This window comes from Pseudovibrio sp. FO-BEG1 (assembly GCF_000236645.1).
Taxonomy (GTDB): Bacteria; Pseudomonadota; Alphaproteobacteria; order Rhizobiales; family Stappiaceae; genus Pseudovibrio.
The window spans coordinates 2,599,487-2,623,594 of the sequence record NC_016642.1; the positions used below are offsets into that span (position 1 = coordinate 2,599,487).

A 24,108-nucleotide genomic window follows, 5' to 3' on the forward strand; every position below is an offset into this window, starting at 1 on the left:
GATTTTTATAGGAGGGGGAGATGGCAGAGGAACAGGAACCCCAAGAGGATGAAGAACAGGCAGCGCGGTTGCGCGTGCCTTTAGAGGTCTGGCAGGTGGTTCGCCGCATGGTGGAAGAGGAGGCGATTTCCATTGCTGATATCGCCCGCAAGACCGGCCTGCCAAGCAGCACCATCACCACCAAGATCAGACGGGAAGGGTGGTTGCGCAAGTGGGAGCTGGCCCAGCAACTGGCCAGCTCAGGAACAGAAGAGCGCAAACGCCTGATCGCCCGTCTCTATGCTGCCTTTGAGAAACAAGTGAGCGCGCTGGAAGCCAAACTGAAAAGGCTCAGCGGCGATCCGCAATCCGCAGCGGGTGAGATGGATGCCACCGCAAAGGCAATCACCAGCCTCGCCAAAACGCTGGATATGCTGATTGATTTGCAAGAGGCCCATGGCGCGGACAACACAGAAGAGGTGAGTGATGACCAGATGCGACAACAGCTTTCGCAGCGCATTGCAAGCTTGTGTGGCGCAGGGCAAACTTCATGAGTTCATCGCGTCTTTGAGCAAAGATGAACTGAGCTTTCTTCAATATAACTGGCAGGTCTTCGCCCACGCTCACCAACGCCCGCCAGAAGGCCACTGGGCCACATGGCTGCTCATGGGAGGCCGCGGCGCAGGCAAAACCAGAGCAGGGGCAGAATGGGTGCGAGGCAAGGCAGCGGGCGAGCCATGGGCAGGTCCGTCAGCGGGCAACATCGCACTTGTGGGGCAAACCTATGCAGATGTGCGGGAGGTGATGATCGAAGGCATTTCCGGTCTGCTCGCCGTGCATCCACCCAATCAAAAACCTCAGTGGAACCCATCACGCCGCCGTCTGGAGTGGCCTAACGGCGCTATTGCAAGAGCCTTCTCCTCTGAGGATCCAGAGGCCCTGCGCGGTCCGCAGTTCGATGCAGCCTGGTGTGATGAAGCGGGTAAATGGAGCAATGCAACGGAGACGTTCGACATGCTCCAGTTCGGCCTGCGCCTTGGCATGCAGCCACAACAACTGGTGACCACAACGCCCAAGTCTACCCCGCTGCTGAAAATGCTGCTGCAGGATCAGCGAGTGGTTGTGACAAAAGCGAGCACCAAGACCAACGCCGCCTTTCTGGCCGAAGCCTTCCTGCGGCAAATGGCAGAGCGCTACGGTGGAACTCGGCTCGGCAGGCAGGAGCTGGATGGTGAACTGATCGAAGATCGCGAAGACGCCTTGTTCGCCCGCAAATGGTTCGAGATGAACCGCGTCCGCCACGTGCCAGAACTGAAGCGTATCGTCGTTGCCATCGACCCGCCCGCCACATCAGGCAAGTCGGCAGACGCCTGCGGCATCATCGCAGCAGGCATAACGGAAGCAGCCGAGTTGTTCGTCTTGCGAGACAGAACCGCCCAGGGCTTGCGCCCTGCGGCATGGGCCGACCAGGCCATCCGGCTTTATCATGAACTGGAGGCTGACTGCCTGCTGGCGGAGGTCAATCAGGGCGGGGACATGGTACATGAGGTGATTGAAGGCGTGGATGCCAGCGTGCCCGTTAAGTCCGTCCACGCCACAAGAAGCAAACGCCGCAGAGCGGAACCCGTAGCCCTGCTTTATGAGCAGGGCCGCGTCCATCACTGCGGTGTGTTTCCGGAACTGGAAGATGAGCTGGCTGACTTTGGTGCTGGTGGGTTGAGCAACGGGAAATCACCGGACAGGCTCGATGCGCTGGTCTGGGCGATCACAGAACTGAACCGCCGCCCTACAGGCAAACCACGCCTGCGCAATCTTTAAAAACATCAATAGCATCAAAGGTTAGCTCGCAAACTTGAATCTGTTTGTGAGGATTAAGCCTGCGCGTGCTGCTGAAATGCGGGCGCCGATTTTCGGGACAAAGATCCACGAGACGCAAAGCTAAAGCAGTTTCTCAAGACAGGCTGAGCAGCCAGCTGCTTAAGCGATCTGATTACTTGAATCAAAACATTAAGTTAGAGCAAAAAGGACTCTGATCTCATGGGGTTACGCAGACTTCTTGAATCAGTTTTTTCACCAGCAGCGGAGCAGAAAGCATCACGGGCAAAATCCGTGGCCTTCATGCGGTTTGGTGAAGGGGCCGTCTGGACCCCACGCAACTATGAATCACTTATAAATCAAGGATATTTACGAAATACTATCGCCTACAGATGCGTCCGCCTTATTTCGGAAAGTGCAGCAAACATCTCCCTGACCATTAAGGTCGGCGATGCAGAGCTGGAAACGCATCCCCTGATGGATCTGCTGAATCAGCCCACACCCACTCAAACACGGCGCTCGTTCCTGGAGGAGCTCTACGGCTTCCTGCTGGTCTCCGGCAATGCTTATGTGGAGGCCGTGTCGCTGGAGGGCGAACCGCGTGAGCTGCATGCTCTGCGGCCAGATCGCATGAAGGTGCTGGTGGATGACGCAGGCTGGGTAGAGGCCTACGAGTATCAGGTGGCCGGTCGCAAAGTGGAACTGCGCAAGGGGACGGGCGATAAGATCGAGCCCGTCCTGCACATCAAGCTCTTCAACCCGCTCAACGATCACTACGGCTTTGCCCCCATCGAGGCGGCGCAGGTGGCGCTTGATATCCATAATGCTGCTGGTGATTGGAACAAATCTCTGCTGGACAACGCCGCTTGTCCAACAGGCGCGCTGGTCTATGGCGCAAGCGATGCCATGAACATGACGGACGATCAGTTCCACCGCCTCAAGGAAGAGCTGGAAAGCTCTTATCAGGGTGCCCGCAATGCAGGCCGTCCCATGCTTCTGGAAGGTGGGTTGGATTGGAAGCAGATGGGCATGTCGCCAAAGGACATGGACTTCATCGAGCTGAAAAACGTTGCCGCCCGAGAAATTGCGCTGGCCTTCGGCGTACCGCCCATGCTGCTCGGTATTCCGGGAGACAACACATACGCCAACTATCAGGAGGCCAACCGTGCGTTCTGGCGGCTGACAGTGGTGCCGCTCGCCGCTCGGGTTCTCTCTGAACTCTCCAACTGGCTTTCCGGTGCTTACGGTGAGCAGATCACCTTGGAGTTAGATTTGGATGCTGTCGAAGCGTTGGCACAGGAACGCAAAGCGCTGTGGGATCGTATCACCACCGCTGACTTCCTCAGCCGCGATGAAAAACGCATGGCCGTGGGTTACGGCGTGGAGGGCGCGGATGAGTGAGTTGATGACAGCGCTCGCCGCAAAAGGCGATCTTGCCCACGTGGTGCTCGGCGCTTGGGCAGGTACCTCTACCTCCATGCTTCTATGGGCACTGAAACAGGTCATCCGGTTCAATCGCCGCTTTGAGGAGTTCATGTGCGAACTGGAAAAACTCAACCAACTCCTGCGCATGGATGTCTGAATCATACGCGCAGTAATTATTGAGCTGACATAAACGGTTTGAGGGAAGCTCTTGACTCAAAATGACAAAGCAGCCGCAGCGCCGGAGGAGCGAAAACAACAGCTCACCGAGCGGCGCACAGAGCCGCCAGTGCAGACCTTTGCCACCTTCACGCAGGCCCTTGCCGGTGCACTGGCAGAGCGTCGTGCGGCGAAGGCAGAAGGCATCAACAGGACCAATAAAAACAACAACTGATAGTGCACTAAAGGAGGCAAGCAATTTGAACACAGATCACCCCATCGCCATTGAGGGTTATGCCAGCCGGTTCGAGCTGAGCGATCAGGGCGGGGATGTTATGCGCAAAGGTGCATTTCACACCACCTTGCAAAAGCAAAAGCTCTCAGATGTGAAAATGCTCTGGCAGCATGACCCAGCGCACCCCATCGGCAAGTGGCTGCACATACAGGAAGACAGCATCGGCCTCTTTGTCAAAGGGCTGCTCTATCCAGGTATCGCACAAGGGCGACAAGCCATCGCCATGGTGCAGGCGGGCATTTTGGATGGGCTGTCCATTGGCTTCAAAACCCGCCGAGCCCAGCGCAACAGCAAAACCGGCAGACGGGATGTGCTGGCAGTCGATCTCTGGGAGATCTCACTGGTCACATTCCCTCTACTGCCATCAGCCCGGCTGACCGTCGTCTCCTGACGATCCTTTTATTCTGAACCGACGAACTGTGGTGTCCGTTTGGCACTGCAGTTTTTTATTATCCAGCTCAAGGAAAATAATCCTATGAAAAACACATGCAATCCAGCATTGGAAACCAAAGACTTCGCCCGAGAAGCTGCAGGAAAATCAGCTGAGCCCATAATCTCAGGCTCTGCAACAGGACAGTTTGCTTCTTCCATGGAGCGTTCTGACAGCTTCGACCAGCTCAACCACGCTTATTCTGAGTACACCCAGACAAATGATATGCGTCTGGCCGAGCTGGAGCAGAAATCAGGATCAGACGTCCTGCTGGACGAAAAACTGGCCCGACTGGACGAGATCATCGATGGTCAGCTGCGCCATCTCAACGAACTTCAGCTCAAATCCCAGCGCCTGCCGCGATCTGTGCCGGGTGTAGCCAGTAGCCCAACGGCGGAGGTAGAACACAAATCTGCCTTTGAAACTTATATGCGCGAGGGGCAGGAAAGCCGCCTGAAAACGCTGGAACAGAAAGCCATGTCCTCTGGCACAGCCGCTGATGGCGGGTATCTGGTGCCGGAGCAGCTGGAAACAGACATCCTGCGCCGCATCACGGCTCTATCGCCCATCCGCTCAATCGCCTCCAACCGCAAAATCTCCGGTTCTTCTTATCGCCGCCCCATCGTCTCCGCCAATCCGGATGCAGACTGGGAAGGCGAAACCGATGCCCGCAGCACGCCAACCAACGCCATGAAGTTCGAAATGCGGGAAGTGAAGATCTTCGAGCTGTCGGCTCTGCCAGCGGTCACCCAGACCCTGCTGGATGATGCTGCCGTCAACATCGGTGAAATTCTGGCAGAAGAAGTGGAAACCGTCTTTGCGGAGAAAGAGTCTGCCGCCTTCATCAACGGCAATGGCACCAGCCAGCCCCAAGGCCTGCTCAAAGGCACCATCCACGGCTCATTGGATGATACAGGCCTTTCCATTGGCTCCATCAAGACCGGTGAGGCAGGTGCGTTTCCCTCCTCTAATGGCGGAGATCTGCTGATCTCGCTGATCTACGGCGTCAAAACCGCCATCCGCCGCAACGCCCGCTTCCTCTTCAACCGCAGAACGCAGGCCGCCATCCGCAAGCTGAAAGACGGGCAGGGCAACTACCTCTGGCAACCACCTGCATCCGCCGGCGCCGATCCAAGCCTCATGGGCTTTCCGGTCACAGAAGCAGAGCATATGCCGGATATGACAGCTGGCTCTGACCCTTACGCCATCGCATTTGGTGATTTCCACCGCGGCTACATGGTGGTGGACCGTGTCGGCATCTCTGTGCTGCGCGATCCATACACCAGTAAGCCGAACGTGCTGTTTTACATCACCAAACGCGTCGGCGGCGGCATCATGGATTTCGATGCCTACAAACTGCTGAACTTCAGCGCCTAACCAGCTTTCATCACAAAAGAGGAGGGGCCGCCGTGACGGCTATACTCACAGTGCCACCGGCTCTGGAGCCGGTTTCGCTCGCCCAGGCGCATGCACAGCTCAGGGTGTCACATACCCACGAGGATAATTTGATCGGGCGTCTGATCAAAGCTGCGCGGGAACAGGTGGAGACACTCACACGGCGGGCTCTCATTGAACAGGAATGGCGGCTGCTGCTGGATGACTTGCCACCAGACCGCCTGATCCGCCTGCCAGTCGCCCCGGTCGCGGAAATCCTGCAGGTCTACACCTATGACAAGGAAGGCAGCCAAAATCAGGTGCCTGCCTCGGATTATCAGGTGGACTTGGCAGGAAACCCCGCCCGCCTGCGCTTCAAGGCAGGAGCGGTTGGGCCATTGAGGGATCTCAACGGCATCGAGATCGACTTCAAGGCTGGCTACGGATCAGCGGCAACGTCTGTTCCTGCGGGTCTGCAAACCGCGATCCTGATGCTGGTCGGCTTCTGGTATGAGCGCCGCACCATGCTGGAAGAAACCCGCCTCACAGGCCTCATGCCCCACGGTTTTGAGGCTGCTCTGTCCCCCTACAAGGTCCTCAGAATATGAGAGCAGCAGGCACACTCAACGAGCCGCTGCTGTTACTCCGCCCTGAAACCACCAACGGCACAGACGGCTCCGTCACCCGAAGCTATCAGCAAGTCGCCATGGTCTGGGGGCAGGTGGAAGCTTCCACCAGCTCAGAGGCCACAACAGCAGGCCGCATCGCCAGTTCCTACCCACTCACCATCACCCTCCGCCGCCGCACAGATGTGGCAGAGGGCTGGCGCGTTGAGCGGGACGGGCTGAGCCTGAGGGTCAAAGCGATCCTTCCAAACTCAGAGCAAGATGCCTTCATGCAGATCCTCTGTGAGCAGGAGGAGGGCGATGATGGGGGAGCTTGAGTTCCGCAAAGCCCTGTTTCAGGCCATCCACGCCAAAGCATCGCTCAAACCTTATCTGGGCGATCCTCTACGTGTGTTTGACGGCGTACCACGAGGCGCAACGTTGCCCTACGCCACGTTGGAAGCCGTCACCACACAGCTGCTGACAGGTCATCTGGACGAGGGCAGCAGGCTCACCTGTTCCATCGGCATCTACTCCCGCCATCCGGACCGTGCCCAGACTCAGGAAATCCTGCAGATCTTCAACGAGCTGTTAGAGACAGGGATCACACCAGCAGCAGGTACGGATGCAGCAGGCCTGACCATGACCGAAACCAGCTGCCGCCGTCTGAGTGATGGCCGCACATGGTACGGGCGTATCAAATTCTCCGTCCTGCTGCAGCACTCAGATTAAAGCCAACACCTGAAAGGAAAACAGATGGTCGCACAGGCCGGAAAAGACCTGCTGTTGAAACTGGATACAGCAGGCACAGGCACCTTTGAAAGCGTGGCGGGCCTGCGCTCGCGGCGCCTCGCCCTCAACGCAAACCCTATCGATATCACCGATGCGGAAAGCACAGGCCGCTGGCGAGAGCTTCTGGCAGGCGCTTCCACCCGCCATGCATCGCTCTCTGGGAGTGGCTTGTTTCGCGATAAAGCCTCGGCAGAAAAAGTCCGCACCGCCTTTTTTGCCGCAGAGCTGCGGAACTGGCAGATCATCCTGCCCGGTTTTGGCACCCTGGAAGGCCCGTTCCACCTCTCCGCACTGGAGTATTCCGGCGACTACCGCTCCGAAGTCACCTTCGAGATTTCGCTGGAATCTGCCGGAGAACTCACCTTCACACCGCTGACCTGAGGAACACAATGTCATCGAAAACCTATAGCCGGGGCGCCAACCACAGACGCGGCGAAATCCTCGCAGAACTTGGCGGCCAAAAGCACATTCTGGTGCTCACACTCGGCGCACTGGCAGAGCTGGAAGACACACTCAACTGCACCTCCCTACAGCAGCTGACAGAGCGCTTCACATCAACTCAGTTAAAAGCCGCTGACATCATCAAAGTGCTGGGGGCAGGCCTGCGCGGAGGTGGCCTCATAATAGAGAATGAGGAAGTCGCTGAACTCTCGCACGAAGGCGGTGTAGCAGCCCTAGCTAAACTGGCAGGCGAACTGCTCGTTGCCACGTTCTCCCCGCAGCAGGCAGAGGCCACATCAAAGCAAGCTCAATCGTGAAACAGCAGAGTACCACCAACACCCTGCTGCCGTGGCATGAGCTGTTGCATAAAGCCTGCCGTGAGCTGGGCTGGTCGCCACACACATTCTGGCAGGCGACACCAAAAGAGCTGGAAATGGCCTTAAACCCACCGGGCAATCAGGCAGCGCGCACCCTTTCGCGTAGCACGCTGGAGGACCTGCTCCACCAGTTCCCCGATGAACAGGAACCATACCCTCATGACTGATAGTTTCAACGAACCGCTGAACGTGGAAGATGCCCGCGAGCTGGAAGCAACCATGCAGGAGGTCAACGCACTGGCCAAAGAGTTCTCCTCCGAACTCAGCAAAGGCCTGCAAACCGCTGTCACCTCTGGCAAGGATCTGCAATCCATCCTGTCACAAGTCGCGCTCAACCTCTCCAGCTCTGCCCTGAATAGTGCTTTAAAGCCACTGGAAAGCCTGCTTTCTGCCGGCATTTCATCAGCTACCGGCGGTGCAACTGGCATCACGCCCTTTGCAAAAGGCGGGGTGGTCTCCAGTCCCACCATGTTTGCAGCAGGCAGCACCGGATTGGGCCTGATGGGGGAGGCAGGCGCAGAGGCAATCCTGCCTTTACAGCGAGGCAGCGATGGCCGCCTTGGCGTTGCCATGAACGCAGGCAGCAATCAACCCAGCGTCACCATAAACGTGGCAACACAGGATGTGCGCAGCTTTGAAAGATCTCAGGGACAGATTGCGATGATAATGGCCCGCGCCACCGGACGGGGGCGACGCGGGCTATGACGTCGGCATTGAAGAGGAGGGACTCAAGGACCGACGTTGTTTTGCTACCGGACGGTGGTAGCAAACTTTTTGGAAAAAACCGTTGCTTTGCAAAGAGGGAGGAGCATGAACAACGGGCCTGCGCAAATCACGCAAACAACTTTCCCATGTCAAACCTATTAGATGCTTCGTTGGGGGGCAGCCTTGAGCCAAGTCAAACAGGAGGGGGAAATGCCACCAAGTTTTGTTGATGAATCATTCCCACTTGGAATTTCCCTAGGGGCTTCTGTCAGAGTAGAAAAACGCAGTCAGGTCACACGGTTACTCAATGGCGCCGAAACGCGGAACGCCATCTGGAAGGGAACGCAACGGCATTTTGATGTAGGCACCGGCTTGCGAAGCGCAGCAGACCTGCACCGCGTCCTCTCCTTCTTCGAAAAAGTAGGCGGTCGCCTGTGTGGATTCAGATTCCGTGACCCCATGGACCATAAATCCTGTGCATTTGATGGAACACCCTCTGCAACCGACGTCACCCTCGGCACCGGAGATGGCACCACCGCAGCGTTCCAGTTGATCAAACAGGTAGGTGCAGCTGGTGTGGAATGGCAGCGCAAGATCACCAAGCCAGTGGCCGGAACCCTCTCAGTCGCCGTTGATGGTCAACTGAAAACTGTCGGCAGTGACGTCCTGCTCAATCCGCTGACAGGCATTCTTCAGTTTCAGGCTGGCCACATTCCCACCAACCATCAGGTGGTTACCGCAGGCTTCCTGTTCGATACGCCAGCCCGTTTTGAGAGCGACCAATTGGAAATCAACCTCCTGCATTTTGAGGCCGGGCAGGTGCCATCCATCCCGCTTGTCGAACTCTTCAGCTAACTCAATCTCGCGAGTATCCTCATGTTCAACGCTGCTTTGAAAGAACACCTGAACGGTGAACGCACCACTGTGGCCTACTGCTGGCGACTAACAGCGTCTTCCGGCCTCAGCCTTGGCTTTACCACGCATGATCAACCCATCATGCTGCTCGGTAAAACATATGAGCCAGGGTTCGGGCTGGATGGGTCGCAGGCCATGGCCCAGTCAGATTTTCAGGCCGGACAGGAAGAAGCACTGGGCGTCCTCTCTTCAGAAAGCCTGAGCGAAAAAGATCTAGGTGCAGGCCTCTGGGACAGTGCAGAGGTCGAGGTCTATCTGGTTAATTGGCAGAACCCGGAGCAACACGAGCTTCTGCGTCGTGGCACGCTGGGCGAAGTCACGCGAGATACCAACGTTTTCCGCGCCGAGTTCCGTTCACTGGCCGCCAAACTCTCTGAGCCCAAAGGCCGACAACTCTCCCATCAATGTCACGCAGATCTGGGAGATCTCAAATGCGGGATTGATCTGAACACTGCCACCTATACGAGACAAGTCAATATCATCGGCAAGGACACTGCCAATCGGCTGATCATCGAAGGAAATGCCGACATCGCCACAGGCTGGTGGTCTTTCGGTAAACTCGTGTTCCAAACCGGCGCTTACGCCAATCATCCTTTACGCATAGCCAGCCACACCATTGAGCAGAGCAAACATAAGCTGACACTTTGGGCGCCGCTGGTGCTTGAGCAAACTTATCCCATCACAGCAAACATCTCTGCTGGTTGCGACAAAGGCTGGGGCACGTGTCAGGCAAAGTTCCAAAACGCCAACAGCTTCCGCGGCTTCCCGCACATGCCCGGCAATGACTTCATCCTCAAAGGCCCTGAAACTCAATCCGCCGCCAACAACGGCGAAAAGCTGGTGGGGTGAACATGCAGCAAAATCCGCAAGCACTCCTGCGAGAAGCCCGCTGCTGGATCGGCACCCCATACCAACATCAGGCCTCCCGGAAAGGAGCAGGGTGCGACTGTCTCGGCTTCATCCGCGGCCTCTACCGCTTCCTGCATGGCTCAGAGCCATCTGTCCCCGCTGATTATGCCCCGGAATGGGCGGAGCTGAAGGGAGAAGACCTGCTGCTCAAAGCTGCGCACCGATATCTCCACCAGGTGAAAGGCCCGCTGCATCAGCCAAAACCCACAGAGGTTATCGTGTTCCGCTGGGCGCCTCAAAGCCCATGCAAACACCTCGGCCTCATGAGCGACAAAAAACACTTCCTGCACGCCTATGAAGCGGTCGGCGTGGTTGAAAGCCCTCTGGTACCCATGTGGCGCAATAAGATTGCAGGGCATTTCTCATTTTTCCCAACTGATTGATCTGGAAAGGACAAAGCCATGGCAACAATGGTGCTCTCAAATGTTGGCGCAGCTGTTGGCAGTGCAATCGGAGGCCCCATTGGAGCCATAGCCGGACAAGCACTGGGCGCGTTGGGCGGCGCATGGATCGATCAGCAGATATTCGGACAAGACCGGGAGGTCTCCGTCGGCAAACTGGGCGATCTGCAACTGCAAACCGCCGCCGAAGGCGCCTCGCTGCCCTTTGTCTATGGCCGCGTCCGTGTAACCGGAAACATCATCTGGGCAACGCGTCTGGAAGAAGTGGTCTCCGAAGAAAAGCAGGGCGGCAAGTCAACAGGCTCTTCCACCACCGTGACCAGCCACAGCTACTTTGCCAACTTCGCCGTTGCCCTGTGCGAAGGCCCCATCACCACTGTTCGCCGCGTGTGGGCCAATGGCAAGCAGCTGGACACCTCTTCAATCAACATGCGCGTTTATCTGGGAGCTGAAGACCAACAGCCCGATCCGCTCATTGAGGCCAAGCAGGGCACAGCACCAGCTTATAAAGGAACCGCCTATGTTGTGTTTGAACGCCTGCCGCTGGCTGAGTTTGGCAATCGCATCCCGCAACTTTCCTTCGAGGTGCTCCGCTCCATTGAGCCACTGGAACAACAAATCAAAGCTGTCACGCTCATCCCCGGCGCAGGAGAGTTTGCCTATCATCCGCAGGAGATCATTGAAGAAATTTCCCCCGGCAACACCCGCAGTGTGAACCGACACGGTAAGGGTGAGGAAACCGATCTGGTCCGCTCTCTGGATGAGCTGCAGGCCCTGTGCCCCAACCTGAAAAGCGTGGCGCTGGTTGTCTCATGGTTTGGTGATGACCTGCGCGCCTCTCATTGCGCCATTCAGCCCAAAGTGACCTACCAGACCACCCAGCACCTGCCCGAAAACTGGAGTGTTGCAGGCCTGAACCGCTCCGAGGTGCCGGAGGTCTCCCGCATCAACGATAGACCAGCTTACGGTGGTACACCCTCAGACGCTTCCGTCACAGAAGCTATCAAGGAACTGAAGCGCCGGGGCCTCAAGGTCATGTTCTATCCATTCATCATGATGGACATCCCTGAAGATAACCAGCTGCCTGACCCCTACGGTGCCGCCAAGCAATCCAGCTACCCATGGCGCGGACGTATCACCTCAGATATCGCAGCAGGCCAGTCTGGAACGCCTCAGGGCACGAGCGCTGTCACCCCGCAGATAGATGCCTTTGTCGGCACTGGCAACGACTGGCGCATTCGCCGTTTCATCCTGCACTATGCCAATCTGGTTAAAGCGGCAGGCGGTGTGGAAGCCTTCCTTATCGGGTCAGAACTGCGCGGCCTCACCCAATGTTGGGCAGGGGGCGGCTCATTCCCTTTCGTGGATCACCTACAAGCATTGGCAGCTGAAGTCCGGCAGATCATCGGTGCTGAAACCAAACTCTCCTATGCCGCAGACTGGAGCGAGTACGCTAGCTATAGCCCACAATCCGGCGACCTGCGTTTCCCGCTCGACCCATTGTGGGGACATGCAGATATAGATTTCGTCGGCATCGACAACTATCTGCCACTCACGGACTTACGAGAGGAAGATAGCACCCAGTCCAGCTACGAGCTGAGTGAGGTGAGAGCAGGAGTAGCTTCAGGCGAATATTACGATTGGTACTACGCAAGCGATGAAGACCGTACTTCCAAAACCCGCAGCCCCATCACGGATGGCGCCCACAACAAACCGTGGGTGTTCCGACAGAAAGACCTGAAAAACTGGTGGCAAAACCAGCACTTCGAACGTGTTGGGAACAGCGAACAAGCAACGCCAACCCCATGGACACCGCAGTCCAAACCCATCTGGTTCACAGAGCTCGGCTTTCCTGCTGTCGATAAAGGCACCAATCAGCCCAATGTCTTTGTAGATCCCAAGTCCGCAGAAAGTGCTTTGCCGCACTTCTCCAATGGACAGCAGGACGACCTTGTCCAGCGCCGCGCTTTGGAAGCAAGCCTCAGCTATTGGGGCAAGGATCACCCCGACTGGCCTCAGGGCGACAACCCAACTTCAAGCCTGTATGCGGGGAACATGGTAGAGGCTGACAACACCTTCCTCTGGACATGGGACGCTCGTCCGTATCCCGAGTTCCCAACCTATGCCGATATCTGGGCAGACGGTCAAAATTGGCAGCTCGGCCACTGGCTCACAGGACGACTGGGAGCATTGTCTGCTTCTGGTCTCATCCGCGCCATGCGTGATGACTTCGGCCATACACAAGACCTCACTGAAATCGCAGAACTGGGAGAAACCATTGAAGGCCTGACCGTCTCCGGCCCAACTTCACTGCGATCTGCTCTCACACCCATCCTGCAATTGACTGGCGGCATTGCCGTTGATCGCGGCACCCATCTGGCGGTTCTCCCCAAATACGCGGCGACCGCACAAAACGGCAAACTAGGCCTTGGCGATCTTTTGGAGGCTGACGAAGGAGAGGAGGGATACAACTCCATAAACCGCAACGATGGCAGCGACTTACCCGCAGAGCTGCGCTTGCGGGGAATGGACCCCAACAACGACTTCGAAGCCCTTGTGGTGACATCCCGCCGATTGGAAGGCATGGACCGCCGCACCTCAACCCTTCAGCTCCCCATCACTACATCCTTGACGATGGCCCGAAAACTCGTCGACAAGATGCACCAGTCACTCTGGCTGGATCGCGAAACCCTCCAGTTCAAACTTGCCATGAACAACATTGATCTGAAACCGGGCGATATTATCGAGTTGCCGGGTGAGCTGTTGAAGGAAGGCAACACGGCAATCCAATGCCGCATCACCGAGGTCTCTTCAGGTGCTTATATGGATGTGCAAGCCATCCGGCTCCTTGGGGAACCAGCAGTCACCATCGCTTCCAGTCCGGACAACACTGCACAGCCATCCTTTAACGACACCACCTCAGGCCCGCCGATTGTCCGCGTTCTAGACTTACCCCGGTTCCACAGCGAAGGCCCTGATGACGGCAGCCCTATCATCGCTATTTACAACGGCAACTGGCCCAGCGCTTACCAAGTCTATGCTTCCAGTTCAGGAGAAGAGTTCACGCCTCTGATGCAAGTCTCAGAACCCGCTGTCATGGGCACATTGCAGGCACCACTTGAAAGCGGCCCATGTTGGCGTTGGGATACGGCCTCCGAAATCATCGTGAACCTCTATGGCGGGCAAATGCAAAGCCGCAAACTGCTGGATGTGCTGGCAGGAGCAAATGCCTGTGCAGTTCGCAAAGGTGATCAATGGGAGGTGATACAGTTCTGTAATGCAGAGCTGGTCGCACCCATGACCTACAAACTCAGCAAGTTGCTCAGAGGCCAGCTGGGCACCGAGCACCTTGTCGGGATCTCTGCTCCCACAAATGCTGAGTTCATCCTGCTCAATCAATCCCTGCCCAAGCTGCCATGGACCAGTGACAAGGCAGGCGTGGCGCTCTCATATCGTATAGTCCCAGCCGGGAAGCCATTGGGCTTCAAATGGGCGGTGAACCTGAGCCATGAAGGAGGGCAAACCGCACTGAAGCCCTTCGCCTCCGTTCACTTCAAAGCAACCGCTCAGGAGAACGACGATCTCGCTCTCAATTGGATACGCAGAACAAGGTGGGAAGGGGACAGTTGGGCCACGTCAGATATCCCGGTGCAGGAAGATAAACTAGCGTTTTCCCTCAAGATCTCGCACAAACCTGCGGGTGAAACGGACCAAGTCCTTCTGCAAACCTACGAAACCTCAACAGAACAGCTCGTTATTCCGAAAGCAGATCTGTTGCAGATGTTGGGGGCCGGAACACATGTTTTGACCTGCGAAGTTGTTCAAAAATCGACCAAATTCGGATTGGGGACAACTGCAGATTGCTTGGCAAGCGTAACACTTTAACAAGTGCTTTTACCGGATTATTTGCAAAGCAAGCCAAGAAACATCACAGACCCTAGAGAATCTGCTAGGTCTTTGTTTTGAAATAAATAACACCTCGTTCATGTGAGGTTCAGCCAGTGCCGGTTAGAAGACGCCTTATGAGACACCAACTCCACAACCTCTTATCTCGCTCATTGATGGCATTGGCTTTGGCGACAGCGGTCTTCACCTGGTCTGCACCTGCGCAGGCAGCGTGTTTGTCCTCCAGCCAGACCCGGCAAGCCGTCGCCAGCGGTCAGGCGCGCCCGCTCGGCTCCTTGCGGGTCAACGGGCAGATCCTTTCAGCCAAGCTGTGTGAGCGAGGCGGTGGGTTGGTCTATGTGCTCTCCGTGCTCAACAACGGCAATGTCTCACAAGTGACATTGGATGCACGAACAGGGCGCCGGTTGTAACTGCGCCGCGAAGAACTCTGGATAGAGATTTTTCTGCCCGAATTTGAACGAATTTAAACGGCGATATAAGCCTGAATGCTGGTGCGGGGTACCTCTTATGCGAATGTTGATCGTTGAAGATGATCGCGATTTGAACAGACAGCTATGCGAAGCGTTGGAAGACGCTGGCTACGTTGTCGACAAAGCATATGACGGCGAGGAAGGTCATTTCCTCGGCGATACCGAACCTTATGACGCTGTCATTCTGGATCTTGGCCTGCCGCAGATGGATGGCCTCAGTGTACTGGAACGCTGGCGTCGGGACGGTCACTCCATGCCAGTCCTCATCCTCACAGCCCGTGACCGCTGGAGTGATAAGGTCGCGGGCATTGATGCAGGCGCTGATGATTACGTTGCCAAGCCGTTCCATATGGAAGAAGTGCTGGCGCGGGTGAGGGCACTGGTCCGCCGTGCTGCCGGTCTGGCTTCCAACGAGATTTCAATCGGTGACATTGTTCTGGATACCAAAGCAGGCAAGGTGACGAAAAACGGCATGTCCGTGAAGCTCACCTCTCACGAGTTCCGCCTGCTGTCCTACCTCATGCACCACAAAGGCAGAGTGATCTCCAGAACCGAACTGGTCGAGCACCTCTATGATCAGGACTTTGATCGCGACTCTAACACCATCGAAGTGTTTGTAGGCCGCCTGCGCAAGAAGTTTGGCAGTTCGTTGATCGAGACCGTGCGTGGTCTGGGCTACAGGTTACAGGAAGAAGATGCCTGATAAGACCAGCCCAGACAGCAACCAGTCGCAAGCTTCCTTAAGTTGGAACGTGATCGGTTACATCCGCAAGAAGCAGCAGGCGTCATTAGCATGGCGTCTGATTTTTGTTGCTGGCTTGTGGGCGCTGGTCAGCTTGGTTGTTGCGGGTGCCATCCTCGTTGCTCTGTTCCGTGAAGCAGGTGAAAAGGCGCTCGATGAACGCCTTGAAGTGCATATGACAGCAATCGTCAGTGCGCTTGCTGCTGACGAGGCACAGAAATACTCCGCCCTGCGCCGCATCGGCGACCCACGCTTCTCTATGCCGCTTTCCGGTTGGTACTGGACGGTCCAGCGCAACGGCAAAGTCCTTTACGAAAGCGACTCGCTCTTTGGTGACACGCTCAGCTTAAAACCCATGAACGGTGAGCTGGCGTTGACACGTAACATTATCGGTCCCGCTGGCCGTGAGTTACGTGTGCTGCAAAAGCGTATCCAGTTTGGTGGACTTCAACCTGTCACAATTGCGGTGGCAGGCAGCACGAAAGAACTGGGTGAGAGCACGGCGTCCTTTGCTTGGCAGGCTGCGATCACCCTTGGCGTTCTGGGCCTTGGCCTCGTTGCTGCTATCTTCCTGCAGGTCCGCTTCGGCCTGCGTCCTCTGACAGAACTTCAGGAAAGTCTGGGCCGCGTCCGTCAGGGAAAAGAAGAGGAAGTTCAGGAAGATCTGCCAAAAGAGCTGAAACCGCTTGCCGTTGAACTCAACGCTTTAATCCATTCCAATCGAGAAGTCGTGGAACATTCCAGAACTCAGGTTGGAAATCTTGCTCATGCCCTGAAAACGCCTCTGTCTGTCATTACCAACGAAGCCCGAAGCTCAGATGAACCACTCGCTCTGAAGGTTTCCGAGCAGGCAGATATAATGAGGGGCCAAGTTCAGCACTATCTGGAAAAGGCACGTATGGCGGCACAGCGCCGTGTGATTGGTGTGTCCTGTGAAGCCGCTCCTGTGGTGACACGCATGGCACGGGCGATGGAGAAAATCCATCGTGACAAACAGCCAGAAATCACGGTCGATATGGATGAGACTCTGTTGTTCCGCGGTGAGCAGCAAGATCTGGAAGAAATCCTTGGGAATTTGTTGGATAACGCCTGCAAGTGGTGTGATAAAAAAGTGTCAGTGACGCTGAAAAACAACAATTCCTCTGCGTCACTTATCAGTCTGATCGTAGAAGACGACGGGCCGGGACTGGGTGCTGAAGAGAAAAAACGTGCGCTGCGCAGAGGTCAAAGGCTGGATGAGACCGTACCGGGAACAGGTTTGGGTTTGTCCATAATTGTTGACATTGCAGGGATTTACGGTGGTTCGTTTGAACTGGGCGATAGTGATTTAGGCGGCTTGAAAGCAATTGTGATCTTGCCGTCTCTGACAATCTGAACTGATTTGGGGCAGGGGTTGCATCTGTTTCAAACAGTACTGATAGTAAGTGTAACTGTGTTTTAAGGGGTTGCTCGAAGTAAGTGTTTTCAAGCTAATGGCGCTGCTTTGGTTTGAGGCCTCTGCCGAGAGACCTTGGAAAGGACAAAAGTTCCTTTCTGCAAAACTGATAAGTCGCAGAAGCGACAATGAGGATGCATGTTGGTGCGAAACTGGAAAAAACTGATGGTCTTGCCTGTAGTCGTTGGCGGTTTAGCTGGCTGCGCTACATCTGACCATGTCACCAGCGCGAGTGCCGATGATTCCTCCTCATCTATCTTCGGTTTCTGGTCTTCTGACAGTGAGCAGAACGCAGCGGCCCATGCTGCGATTGACAGTGCGACTGAAGGTCAGCTGAAACAGCTGCTCAGAAGCGGTGATCTGGACACCGTCTACAAAGCACAAAGCAAAGCCCTCAACGCATCCGATGCAGGCAACAAGGTTGTCTGGCGCAACCGATTCTCTGGCGCGCAGGGCACTGTGAAGTCCGGTCCAGTATATTACGTCAACGATCGTCGCTGCCGCGATTTCCAGCACACCATCGCTTATGATGAAAAAACGCAGGTAATCAAAGGCGCTGCGTGTAAAGATGGCGAACGCTGGGCTGCGCTGAACTAATCCAACTTCCCAAACCATATGCTTTTAGCTGAAGGAAACGCATCTTTCGCATGCGGAAAGTCGCGCTTATCAAGATTTGATTAAGCAATTCCGCCGATAGTTTTGATCAACTAATACAATTTTAGCGGTTGTTGTCTGCCAGAGCGCGTTTCCGAAAAGCAAGTTCGTTTTTGGAAGAAGAGGCGCTCAAACAAGAAACCAGAGCTCGTTAAGCGGATCTAGTGAGCTTTGAGGAACTGAGAGCCGGGCGTGTGTTTGTCCGGTCAGAGTAAAGCTGAGTACCAGAGAGATTTGGATGCACGAGGTCAACCATAAAGCATTGCAAATGGAGAAGGTGTTGAGCGCCTTGTCTCAGCCTGCTCTGCGGATGTTGGAACGGTCTGTCGAAGACTCGCTTCAATGCGGTAAATCTGTTCCCAACTCCGACCTCATGCTGCTCACCATTCGCCGATTGCTGGGCGAAGCCTCTTATATCCCTGAGCAAAAGCTGTCTCTTGATACGCCGCTCAAGCGCGCAATCCTAAGCCCATTGCAGCCGTTCCTGATCGTAACACCGCTCACCACGCCTCAACCGGGCCGCATTGATGCCTCTGTGATGGATACGCTCTGGGCTTACATGAGGCAGGAGTTGCTCTCCAGTGAGTTCAATGAGGCCGTCTCCGCTCTGGAAGAGCTGTGCCAGCATCAGGATCTGCCAGCCACGCACGAGACCATCCAAAAGGCAATCTCCACCTGCGCAGAAGGTTTGCGCTTAAGGCTGGTGGCTGCTGCTAAGAAAGAGCTGGAAACAGCGGATCAGGATATCCAGATCAAAACCAAGCTGCGCCGGAAGGTCGGCGGCCACGTCAACTTTGACTTCTTCCGGGATGCGCTGGTGATCCTTGAACGTGCGCCTGCCTGGGAAAAGGTGATGGTCCGCACGCCGCCATTTGCTGAAGATATCCTGACCATGTCTTCGGGAAGCGACCTGAAGAACATGCGCATCCATATCGAAGAGAACCGCAGCGAGGTAAACTACCTTGCCGCATTGGCGTTCCTTCGTCTCGATGAAGCCCCTGTTGAACTGATGAAACTTGCCCAGGCACTGGCCGCAGTACCAACACTGCGAGACGTCATGGGCACGCCCTACGCCGCCTTTGTCGAGTTTGCATTGTCATCACTGGAGCAGAGCGTGTCAGTTGTTGAGGGCTGGCGCTTGGAAGAAGAGGCCATCGTTGGCCTGCCAGAGGCTGCCAATGCCTGTCTGCTGCATTTTGAAGAGCTGGAAGAACTGAAAGGCTTTGACGCTTGCGATCAGTGGCAACAGCGCGCGGTTCAGCTAAAGAATCGTTTATGCCGATTGCTACGTGATGAAATCCGTAACTTGCCGTCTCTATTGGAAGAGGCAATCGCCTCCGAAACCAAGCCTGATCTGGCCGATTTGCTAGGTGGTTTCCGTTTTGAGCAGATTCAACGCTCATATCACAAATGTTTGAGGGGATTAAAACTCGCCAAGTTAGCCTCACAATATGCAGGTGTGCTTGGGTTGAACGAGTTGCAGAGCTCAACCAGAGATCATGTCGAACGCTTCATCGATCGCAATTCCGAGAAGCTATTGGCAGCTCCTAAAGAAGAGCAAAACGAGACCGAAAACCTTCCGAATTATGGCGAAATTTCGAGAAAATTGAGCCGTTTGATATCAATGAGCGAGATCTCATTGGAGCCGGAAGACACTGCGAACCTCATTCGCAGGCAGCGGACATATATGAAAGATGCGGCCTAACCCCTTAGTAGCGCCTGCGTCTTTTAGAAAATAAGTGCAACTTCATAGGTATTTTGTGGGTATATGGCTTGTGCGACTGCCCGTCGCAGGGGGGGAACTGTTGCCTTTCACATTTAGAACCTGTCTATTTAAGCCACTATGACATTCTGGTTAGTTCTCGCAATTTTGACGGCGGCGGTCGCATTGACCGTACTCGTTCCATTGGCTCGCTCTCCTAAGGTTCATCCTGATGAGCGCAATGATGAAGCTGTGTTTCGCGCCCAGCTCGAAGAAATACAAAAAGATCTCGAGCGCGGTGTCATCGCGCCGGACATGGCCGAAGCCGCCAAAATTGAAGTGTCGCGCCGCCTGTTGGCCGCACACAAGCAAAACGAGGGTGACGACCAGGAGGCTCCCTCCAAAATGCGCCTGCGCGCCGTGCAGCTAACAGCCGTTGTTCTGCTGCCTCTGGCTGCGCTAGGTATGTATTTACAATACGGTTCTCCGGAAATCCCAGACCAGCCACGGGCTGAGCGTTTGGCCGCGACAACCGGCGAGGCAGACCTTGAAGTTCTGATCGCAAGAACAGAAGATCACCTCAAAGAAAACCCAACAGACGGACAGGGCTGGGCAGTTATTGCACCTGTTTATATGCGTACCGGCCAGTTTGATAAAGCACGCCGCGCCTTTGCGCAGGCACTGAGTCAGTTCCCTGAGAACCTCGACCTGATGGTAGGTTGGGCTGAAGCAAGCATCTTTGCAAATGAAGGCCAGGTTTCAGAAGAAGTTGAAAAGGTTTTGCGCCGGATCAATCTCGCCAAGCCTGAAATGTTGCAACCCTACTACTATCTGGCAATGGCTATGGGTCAGAAGGGTCAGATAAACGAAGCGCTGGCCGCCTGGAATGCACTGCTCAAGACAGCAGATTCAAATGCTCCTTGGGTGGACGCTGCAAAGGCACAGCGTGACGAACTGATCGCAAGAGGTGCCGTGGTATCTGGTGAAGCAGAAGCGATCCCGGCACTTGAGCAGCCAGCAGGACCTTCTGCTGAAGAAGTTGAAGCGGCTGCGCAGATGAGTGCAGAAGATCGCAATGAGATGATCAGCCAGATGGTTATACAGCTGGACGAACGCCTGAACGAAGAGGGCGGTTCTGTCTCCGAATGGGGACGGCTGATACAGGCCCGCATTATCCTGGGTGAACAGGCTGAAGCTACAAAAGCGGTAGCTCGTGCCAAAGAGAACCTTAAGGATGATGCGAAAGCTCTGGAACAGATCGACCAGTTGGCCGCGAGCCTGAACTTGAGCCCTGCCGAATAAGGCAGGCGGCTACAGCATATCGCCGAAAAACGGCTACCGGTTTTTGGAAAATGATATGCTGAAACAAATAGTCAGCGCATCGAAAGATGCTCTGACGAGCTGCAAAACATGAACTGCCGAAAGGCACTACAGCGTATTCCCGAAAAGTGGGAACCGGTTTTCGGAAAAAGAATACGTATCGTTGGCAACGTATCTACGGAACTGCGAGTATGACACGTAAACAGAAGAGACTCGGGCTTATTGGTCTTGCAGGATTGGTGCTGGGGTCGGCAGTCGGCTTGGTTCTTTATGGACTTTCCAGCAGCGTGACCTATTTCCAGAGTCCAAGTGACATCGCTGAACAGCAAGTTGCAGTTGGGCAACGCATCCGTCTTGGCGGTCTGGTGGAAGATGACTCCGTTGACAAGAGCCGGGGTTCAGTCGTCCATTTCCGCGTAACTGACCAGGCCGAAGCTATTCCGGTTGCTTACAAAGGCATTCTGCCAGACTTGTTCCGCGAAGGGCAGGGCATCATCGCAGAAGGCTACATGGACGAGAAGGGTGTCTTTATTGCTGATACCGTTCTGGCCAAGCACGATGAAAGCTACATGCCGAAAGAGGTCTACGAGACCCTGAAGGAAGACGGCCACTGGATGGAAGAAGAGCAGGCTGCGGCTGAGCAGACTTCCAAAGTAAACTAAAAAACTACGAGAAACCGGCTCTGCCGAAAGAGCCGGTTATCCAGCGCCAAATGGATACTAGGATAACCTAATGATAATTGAACTTGGCCACTATGCGCTCATCCTGGCATTGGTCGTCGCGGCTGTTCAGTCGGTCTTTCCGGTGTGGGGTGCAGTTAAATCAGACCACCGTCTGATGGGTATGGCACCCGGCCTAGCCGTAATTATGTTCCTTTTGACTTGCGTTTCCTTTGGCGCATTGACTTGGGCGTACCTGACCTCCGACTTCTCGCTTCTGAACACCTATCAGAACTCCCACAGCGATAAGCCACTGATCTATAAGATCTCTGGCGTATGGGGCAACCACGAAGGTTCCATCCTTCTCTGGGTGCTTATTCTGGTGCTGTTCGGCGCATTGGTTGCAGTGTTCTCTAGCAACATCCCGCAGCGCCTGCGAGCAGCAACGCTCGGCGCGCAGGGCTGGGTATCCTTCGCATTCCTGCTATTCGTTATCGTCGCCTCCAACCCGTTCCAGCGCATCAGCCCGGCCCCGATGCAGGGCTCCGGCCTGAACCCAATGCTGCAGGACGTTGGTCTGGCGATCCACCCGCCAATCCTGTACGTGGGGTATGTGGGCTTCTCCATTGTCTTTGCGTTCGCAGCAGCTGCCCTTATCCTTGGCAAGCTTGATGCCGCTTGGGCGCGCTGGGTTCGTCCTTGGATCCTTGTAAGCTGGATCTTCCTGACCCTCGGCATCGCCATGGGCTCCTACTGGGCTTACTACGAACTCGGCTGGGGTGGCTGGTGGTTCTGGGATCCGGTCGAAAACGCATCCTTCATGCCTTGGCTCACCGGTACCGCACTTCTGCACTCCGCAATCGTGATGGAACGCCGCGATGCACTGAAGGTCTGGACTGTGTTCCTCGCTCTGCTGACATTCTCTTTGTCGCTGCTCGGCACCTTCCTCGTGCGTTCCGGAGTTCTCACCTCTGTACACGCATTCGCAGTTGATCCGGCGCGTGGCCTGTTCATCCTCGCGATCCTGCTGATCTTTGTGGGTGGGTCTCTCACTCTGTTCGCATGGCGCGCACCACTGCTGCGTCAGGGCGGCCTGTTTGCACCAATTAGCCGAGAAGGCTCTCTGGTCCTGAACAACCTGTTCCTCACCACAGCATGTGCGGCAGTCTTTGTGGGTACACTCTACCCACTCGTTCTGGAAGCGTTCTCCGGCGACAAGATCTCCGTAGGTGCACCATTCTTCAACCTGACATTCGGCCCGATCATGATCCCGGTCCTGATCCTGATGCCTTTCGGTCAGCTTCTGGCTTGGAAGCGCGGTGATGCATGGGGGGTATCTCAGCGCCTGACCACCGCGTTTGTATTGTCCATACTTGCGACTGTCGGTCTGGTCTGGTTCATGGGTGCCAGCACAACAAGCATCATGACAGCCTTTGGCTTCGGTCTTGCGTTCTGGGCAATCTTCGGCTCGCTCTGGGAAATCGTTGACCGTTCGCAGCTGTTCAAAATCGGCCTTGGTCGTGCCATGTCCCGTATCAAGGGCTTCACGCCAACCGTCTGGTCTACAGTTCTGGGTCATGCTGGTCTTGGCGTTACTGTCCTTGGTATCGTCACAACATTGGCCTTTGAATCTGAGCACGTAGAAGTGATGCATCCAGGTGAAACGCTGGAGCAAAATGGCTACCATATCACCTATGAAAAGAGCTGGACCCAGGACGGACCAAACTATCAGGAACTCGTGTCCCGCTACACGCTCCGTAATGGTGATACCGTTGTCGGCGTGATGGAACCATCCAAGCGCGCTTATGTTGCCAGCGGTATGCCAATGAGTGAAACCTCTATCGCAACCTTCGGCTTCTCTCAGGTTTACTTCGCAACAGGTGACTCTGACGAGAACGGTGGTATTGTGACACGTATCTACTTCAAGCCTCTGATCACGCTGATCTGGATCGGCACTCTGATCATGTCGCTTGGTGGCTGTATCGCACTCTTTGATCGTCGCTTGCGTGTTGGTGCTCCGGTATCTGCCCGCAAACGCAAGGGCAAAGCTGGCGGCGTTGCAACAGCTGCAGCACCGGCGGAGTAATGACCATGAAGATGAAGTTCATACTGGTTTTAATCTCGTCCATTCTTTTGGGCACACCGGCTGCGTTCGCCGTAAACCCGGACGAAGTTCTCAAGGATCCCGTTCTGGAAGAACGTGCCCGCGAGATTTCCAAGGAAGTGCGTTGTGTGGTCTGTCAGAACCAGTCCATCGACGACTCCAACGCTCAGCTTGCAAAAGATCTGCGCCTGTTGGTGCGTGAGCGTCTGGTGGAAGGGGATACCAATAAGGAAGTCATGGACTACCTCGTAGCGCGCTACGGTGAGTTCGTGCTCCTCAAGCCACGCTTTGCATTCCACACCATATTCCTGTGGGGTGGTGGACCTCTTGCACTTCTGATTGGCGGCTTCTTCCTGTGGCGTGCAGCCAAAAAGAAAAAGTACGCACCACTCAAAACCGAGACAGCCGGTGTCAAGCCGCTGTCGGACGAAGAGCAGGCAGAGCTTGATAAGCTCATGTCCTCCAAATAAGACATTTCAGGCAAAGCCCCGCAAACC

27 protein-coding genes are annotated in these 24,108 nt (G+C 55.4%); all 27 read left to right on the forward strand.

Annotated elements, in window-relative coordinates:
* Nucleotides 1-20 precede the first annotated feature (20 nt).
* Nucleotides 21-533, forward strand: coding sequence for a hypothetical protein (locus PSE_RS11970; protein ID WP_014285109.1), 513 nt, complete (start codon nt 21-23; stop codon nt 531-533).
* Nucleotides 511-1,797, forward strand: a complete 1,287-nt coding sequence (locus PSE_RS11975; protein ID WP_014285110.1) for a DNA-packaging protein — start codon at nt 511-513, stop codon at nt 1,795-1,797. The genes PSE_RS11970 and PSE_RS11975 overlap by 23 nt, the downstream gene beginning before the upstream one ends.
* A 219-nt stretch (nt 1,798-2,016) precedes the next feature.
* Nucleotides 2,017-3,195 (forward strand): phage portal protein, encoded by a 1,179-nt coding sequence (locus PSE_RS11980; protein WP_014285111.1) that lies wholly within the window; start codon nt 2,017-2,019, stop codon nt 3,193-3,195.
* Nucleotides 3,188-3,376 carry a hypothetical protein gene (locus PSE_RS11985; protein WP_008549698.1) on the forward strand — a complete coding sequence of 63 codons (189 nt, stop codon included), beginning with the start codon at nt 3,188-3,190 and terminating at the stop codon, nt 3,374-3,376. Before PSE_RS11980 ends, PSE_RS11985 begins: the two co-directional genes overlap by 8 nt.
* Before the next feature lie 51 nt (nt 3,377-3,427).
* Entirely contained in the window at nt 3,428-3,610 is a 183-nt protein-coding gene (locus PSE_RS11990) for a hypothetical protein (protein WP_014285112.1), read from the forward strand.
* A gap of 25 nt (nt 3,611-3,635) precedes the next feature.
* Nucleotides 3,636-4,061, forward strand: a complete 426-nt coding sequence (locus PSE_RS11995; protein WP_014285113.1) for an HK97 family phage prohead protease — start codon at nt 3,636-3,638, stop codon at nt 4,059-4,061.
* An 84-nt stretch (nt 4,062-4,145) separates the two neighbouring features.
* Nucleotides 4,146-5,477 carry a phage major capsid protein gene (locus PSE_RS12000; RefSeq protein WP_014285114.1) on the forward strand — a complete coding sequence of 444 codons (1,332 nt, stop codon included), beginning with the start codon at nt 4,146-4,148 and terminating at the stop codon, nt 5,475-5,477.
* A gap of 32 nt (nt 5,478-5,509) precedes the next feature.
* Nucleotides 5,510-6,082 carry a head-tail connector protein gene (locus tag PSE_RS12005; RefSeq protein WP_041768381.1) on the forward strand — a complete coding sequence of 191 codons (573 nt, stop codon included), beginning with the start codon at nt 5,510-5,512 and terminating at the stop codon, nt 6,080-6,082.
* Nucleotides 6,079-6,417, forward strand: coding sequence for a phage head closure protein (locus PSE_RS12010; protein WP_014285116.1), 339 nt, complete (start codon nt 6,079-6,081; stop codon nt 6,415-6,417). Before PSE_RS12005 ends, PSE_RS12010 begins: the two co-directional genes overlap by 4 nt.
* Entirely contained in the window at nt 6,401-6,811 is a 411-nt protein-coding gene (locus tag PSE_RS12015; protein ID WP_014285117.1) for a DUF3168 domain-containing protein, read from the forward strand. Before PSE_RS12010 ends, PSE_RS12015 begins: the two co-directional genes overlap by 17 nt.
* 24 nt (nt 6,812-6,835) lie before the next feature.
* Nucleotides 6,836-7,252, forward strand: a complete 417-nt coding sequence (locus PSE_RS12020; protein ID WP_014285118.1) for a phage major tail protein, TP901-1 family — start codon at nt 6,836-6,838, stop codon at nt 7,250-7,252.
* Between the two features lie 8 nt (nt 7,253-7,260).
* Nucleotides 7,261-7,629, forward strand: coding sequence for a gene transfer agent family protein (locus PSE_RS12025; RefSeq protein WP_014285119.1), 369 nt, complete (start codon nt 7,261-7,263; stop codon nt 7,627-7,629).
* The gene (locus PSE_RS12030; RefSeq protein WP_014285120.1) at nt 7,626-7,856 is read left to right on the forward strand and encodes a phage tail assembly chaperone; all 231 of its coding nucleotides are present in this window, start codon (nt 7,626-7,628) and stop codon (nt 7,854-7,856) included. The genes PSE_RS12025 and PSE_RS12030 overlap by 4 nt, the downstream gene beginning before the upstream one ends.
* Nucleotides 7,849-8,394 carry a phage tail tape measure protein gene (locus tag PSE_RS12035; protein ID WP_014285121.1) on the forward strand — a complete coding sequence of 182 codons (546 nt, stop codon included), beginning with the start codon at nt 7,849-7,851 and terminating at the stop codon, nt 8,392-8,394. Before PSE_RS12030 ends, PSE_RS12035 begins: the two co-directional genes overlap by 8 nt.
* 210 nt (nt 8,395-8,604) lie before the next feature.
* Complete coding sequence (locus PSE_RS12040; RefSeq protein ID WP_041768389.1) at nt 8,605-9,249, forward strand: DUF2460 domain-containing protein; 645 nt, start codon at nt 8,605-8,607, stop codon at nt 9,247-9,249.
* Nucleotides 9,250-9,270: 21 nt separating this feature from the next.
* On the forward strand, nt 9,271-10,158 hold the full coding sequence (locus PSE_RS12045) for a DUF2163 domain-containing protein (RefSeq protein ID WP_014285123.1): 888 nt from the start codon (nt 9,271-9,273) through the stop codon (nt 10,156-10,158).
* 2 nt (nt 10,159-10,160) lie between these two features.
* A complete protein-coding gene (locus PSE_RS12050; RefSeq protein WP_014285124.1) occupies nt 10,161-10,601 on the forward strand; it encodes an NlpC/P60 family protein in 441 nt (146 codons plus the stop codon).
* 18 nt (nt 10,602-10,619) lie between these two features.
* Nucleotides 10,620-14,504: a glycoside hydrolase TIM-barrel-like domain-containing protein gene (locus tag PSE_RS12055; protein WP_014285125.1), complete on the forward strand. Its 3,885-nt coding sequence runs from the start codon at nt 10,620-10,622 to the stop codon at nt 14,502-14,504.
* A gap of 137 nt (nt 14,505-14,641) precedes the next feature.
* Nucleotides 14,642-14,935, forward strand: coding sequence for a PepSY domain-containing protein (locus PSE_RS12060; RefSeq protein WP_208608714.1), 294 nt, complete (start codon nt 14,642-14,644; stop codon nt 14,933-14,935).
* 97 nt (nt 14,936-15,032) lie between these two features.
* The gene (locus PSE_RS12065) at nt 15,033-15,698 is read left to right on the forward strand and encodes a response regulator transcription factor (RefSeq protein WP_037036840.1); all 666 of its coding nucleotides are present in this window, start codon (nt 15,033-15,035) and stop codon (nt 15,696-15,698) included.
* On the forward strand, nt 15,691-17,112 hold the full coding sequence (locus PSE_RS12070) for an ATP-binding protein (protein ID WP_208998162.1): 1,422 nt from the start codon (nt 15,691-15,693) through the stop codon (nt 17,110-17,112). The genes PSE_RS12065 and PSE_RS12070 overlap by 8 nt, the downstream gene beginning before the upstream one ends.
* Before the next feature lie 225 nt (nt 17,113-17,337).
* Nucleotides 17,338-17,769, forward strand: coding sequence for an RT0821/Lpp0805 family surface protein (locus PSE_RS12075; RefSeq protein WP_208989937.1), 432 nt, complete (start codon nt 17,338-17,340; stop codon nt 17,767-17,769).
* Between the two features lie 295 nt (nt 17,770-18,064).
* Nucleotides 18,065-19,531, forward strand: coding sequence for a hypothetical protein (locus PSE_RS12080; protein ID WP_041768391.1), 1,467 nt, complete (start codon nt 18,065-18,067; stop codon nt 19,529-19,531).
* 138 nt (nt 19,532-19,669) lie between these two features.
* Nucleotides 19,670-20,830: a c-type cytochrome biogenesis protein CcmI gene (gene ccmI / locus PSE_RS12085; RefSeq protein ID WP_014285130.1), complete on the forward strand. Its 1,161-nt coding sequence runs from the start codon at nt 19,670-19,672 to the stop codon at nt 20,828-20,830.
* Nucleotides 20,831-21,039: 209 nt separating this feature from the next.
* Nucleotides 21,040-21,510, forward strand: a complete 471-nt coding sequence (gene ccmE, locus PSE_RS12090) for a cytochrome c maturation protein CcmE (protein WP_083416531.1) — start codon at nt 21,040-21,042, stop codon at nt 21,508-21,510.
* Nucleotides 21,511-21,580: 70 nt separating this feature from the next.
* Complete coding sequence (locus PSE_RS12095; protein ID WP_008549659.1) at nt 21,581-23,593, forward strand: heme lyase CcmF/NrfE family subunit; 2,013 nt, start codon at nt 21,581-21,583, stop codon at nt 23,591-23,593.
* Nucleotides 23,594-23,598: 5 nt separating this feature from the next.
* Nucleotides 23,599-24,081 (forward strand): cytochrome c-type biogenesis protein, encoded by a 483-nt coding sequence (locus PSE_RS12100; protein WP_008549674.1) that lies wholly within the window; start codon nt 23,599-23,601, stop codon nt 24,079-24,081.
* Nucleotides 24,082-24,108 lie beyond the last annotated feature (27 nt).

What these genes read in the sequence shown, in the direction of transcription:
- PSE_RS12000 (WP_014285114.1), top strand. Translation starts at nt 4,146, where the DNA reads ATGAAAAACACATGCAATCCAGCATTGGAAACCAAAGACTTCGCCCGA.
- PSE_RS12095 (WP_008549659.1), top strand. Translation starts at nt 21,581, where the DNA reads ATGATAATTGAACTTGGCCACTATGCGCTCATCCTGGCATTGGTCGTC.
- PSE_RS12075 (WP_208989937.1), top strand. Translation starts at nt 17,338, where the DNA reads ATGGTCTTGCCTGTAGTCGTTGGCGGTTTAGCTGGCTGCGCTACATCT.
- PSE_RS11985 (WP_008549698.1), top strand. Translation starts at nt 3,188, where the DNA reads ATGAGTGAGTTGATGACAGCGCTCGCCGCAAAAGGCGATCTTGCCCAC.
- ccmE (WP_083416531.1), top strand. Translation starts at nt 21,040, where the DNA reads ATGACACGTAAACAGAAGAGACTCGGGCTTATTGGTCTTGCAGGATTG.
- PSE_RS12080 (WP_041768391.1), top strand. Translation starts at nt 18,065, where the DNA reads ATGCACGAGGTCAACCATAAAGCATTGCAAATGGAGAAGGTGTTGAGC.
- PSE_RS12015 (WP_014285117.1), top strand. Translation starts at nt 6,401, where the DNA reads ATGATGGGGGAGCTTGAGTTCCGCAAAGCCCTGTTTCAGGCCATCCAC.
- PSE_RS12060 (WP_208608714.1), top strand. Translation starts at nt 14,642, where the DNA reads ATGAGACACCAACTCCACAACCTCTTATCTCGCTCATTGATGGCATTG.
- ccmI (WP_014285130.1), top strand. Translation starts at nt 19,670, where the DNA reads ATGACATTCTGGTTAGTTCTCGCAATTTTGACGGCGGCGGTCGCATTG.
- PSE_RS12065 (WP_037036840.1), top strand. Translation starts at nt 15,033, where the DNA reads ATGCGAATGTTGATCGTTGAAGATGATCGCGATTTGAACAGACAGCTA.
- PSE_RS12050 (WP_014285124.1), top strand. Translation starts at nt 10,161, where the DNA reads ATGCAGCAAAATCCGCAAGCACTCCTGCGAGAAGCCCGCTGCTGGATC.
- PSE_RS12010 (WP_014285116.1), top strand. Translation starts at nt 6,079, where the DNA reads ATGAGAGCAGCAGGCACACTCAACGAGCCGCTGCTGTTACTCCGCCCT.
- PSE_RS11980 (WP_014285111.1), top strand. Translation starts at nt 2,017, where the DNA reads ATGGGGTTACGCAGACTTCTTGAATCAGTTTTTTCACCAGCAGCGGAG.
- PSE_RS12070 (WP_208998162.1), top strand. Translation starts at nt 15,691, where the DNA reads ATGCCTGATAAGACCAGCCCAGACAGCAACCAGTCGCAAGCTTCCTTA.
- PSE_RS12020 (WP_014285118.1), top strand. Translation starts at nt 6,836, where the DNA reads ATGGTCGCACAGGCCGGAAAAGACCTGCTGTTGAAACTGGATACAGCA.
- PSE_RS12100 (WP_008549674.1), top strand. Translation starts at nt 23,599, where the DNA reads ATGAAGATGAAGTTCATACTGGTTTTAATCTCGTCCATTCTTTTGGGC.
- PSE_RS12045 (WP_014285123.1), top strand. Translation starts at nt 9,271, where the DNA reads ATGTTCAACGCTGCTTTGAAAGAACACCTGAACGGTGAACGCACCACT.
- PSE_RS12025 (WP_014285119.1), top strand. Translation starts at nt 7,261, where the DNA reads ATGTCATCGAAAACCTATAGCCGGGGCGCCAACCACAGACGCGGCGAA.
- PSE_RS12040 (WP_041768389.1), top strand. Translation starts at nt 8,605, where the DNA reads ATGCCACCAAGTTTTGTTGATGAATCATTCCCACTTGGAATTTCCCTA.
- PSE_RS12055 (WP_014285125.1), top strand. Translation starts at nt 10,620, where the DNA reads ATGGCAACAATGGTGCTCTCAAATGTTGGCGCAGCTGTTGGCAGTGCA.
- PSE_RS11970 (WP_014285109.1), top strand. Translation starts at nt 21, where the DNA reads ATGGCAGAGGAACAGGAACCCCAAGAGGATGAAGAACAGGCAGCGCGG.
- PSE_RS12035 (WP_014285121.1), top strand. Translation starts at nt 7,849, where the DNA reads ATGACTGATAGTTTCAACGAACCGCTGAACGTGGAAGATGCCCGCGAG.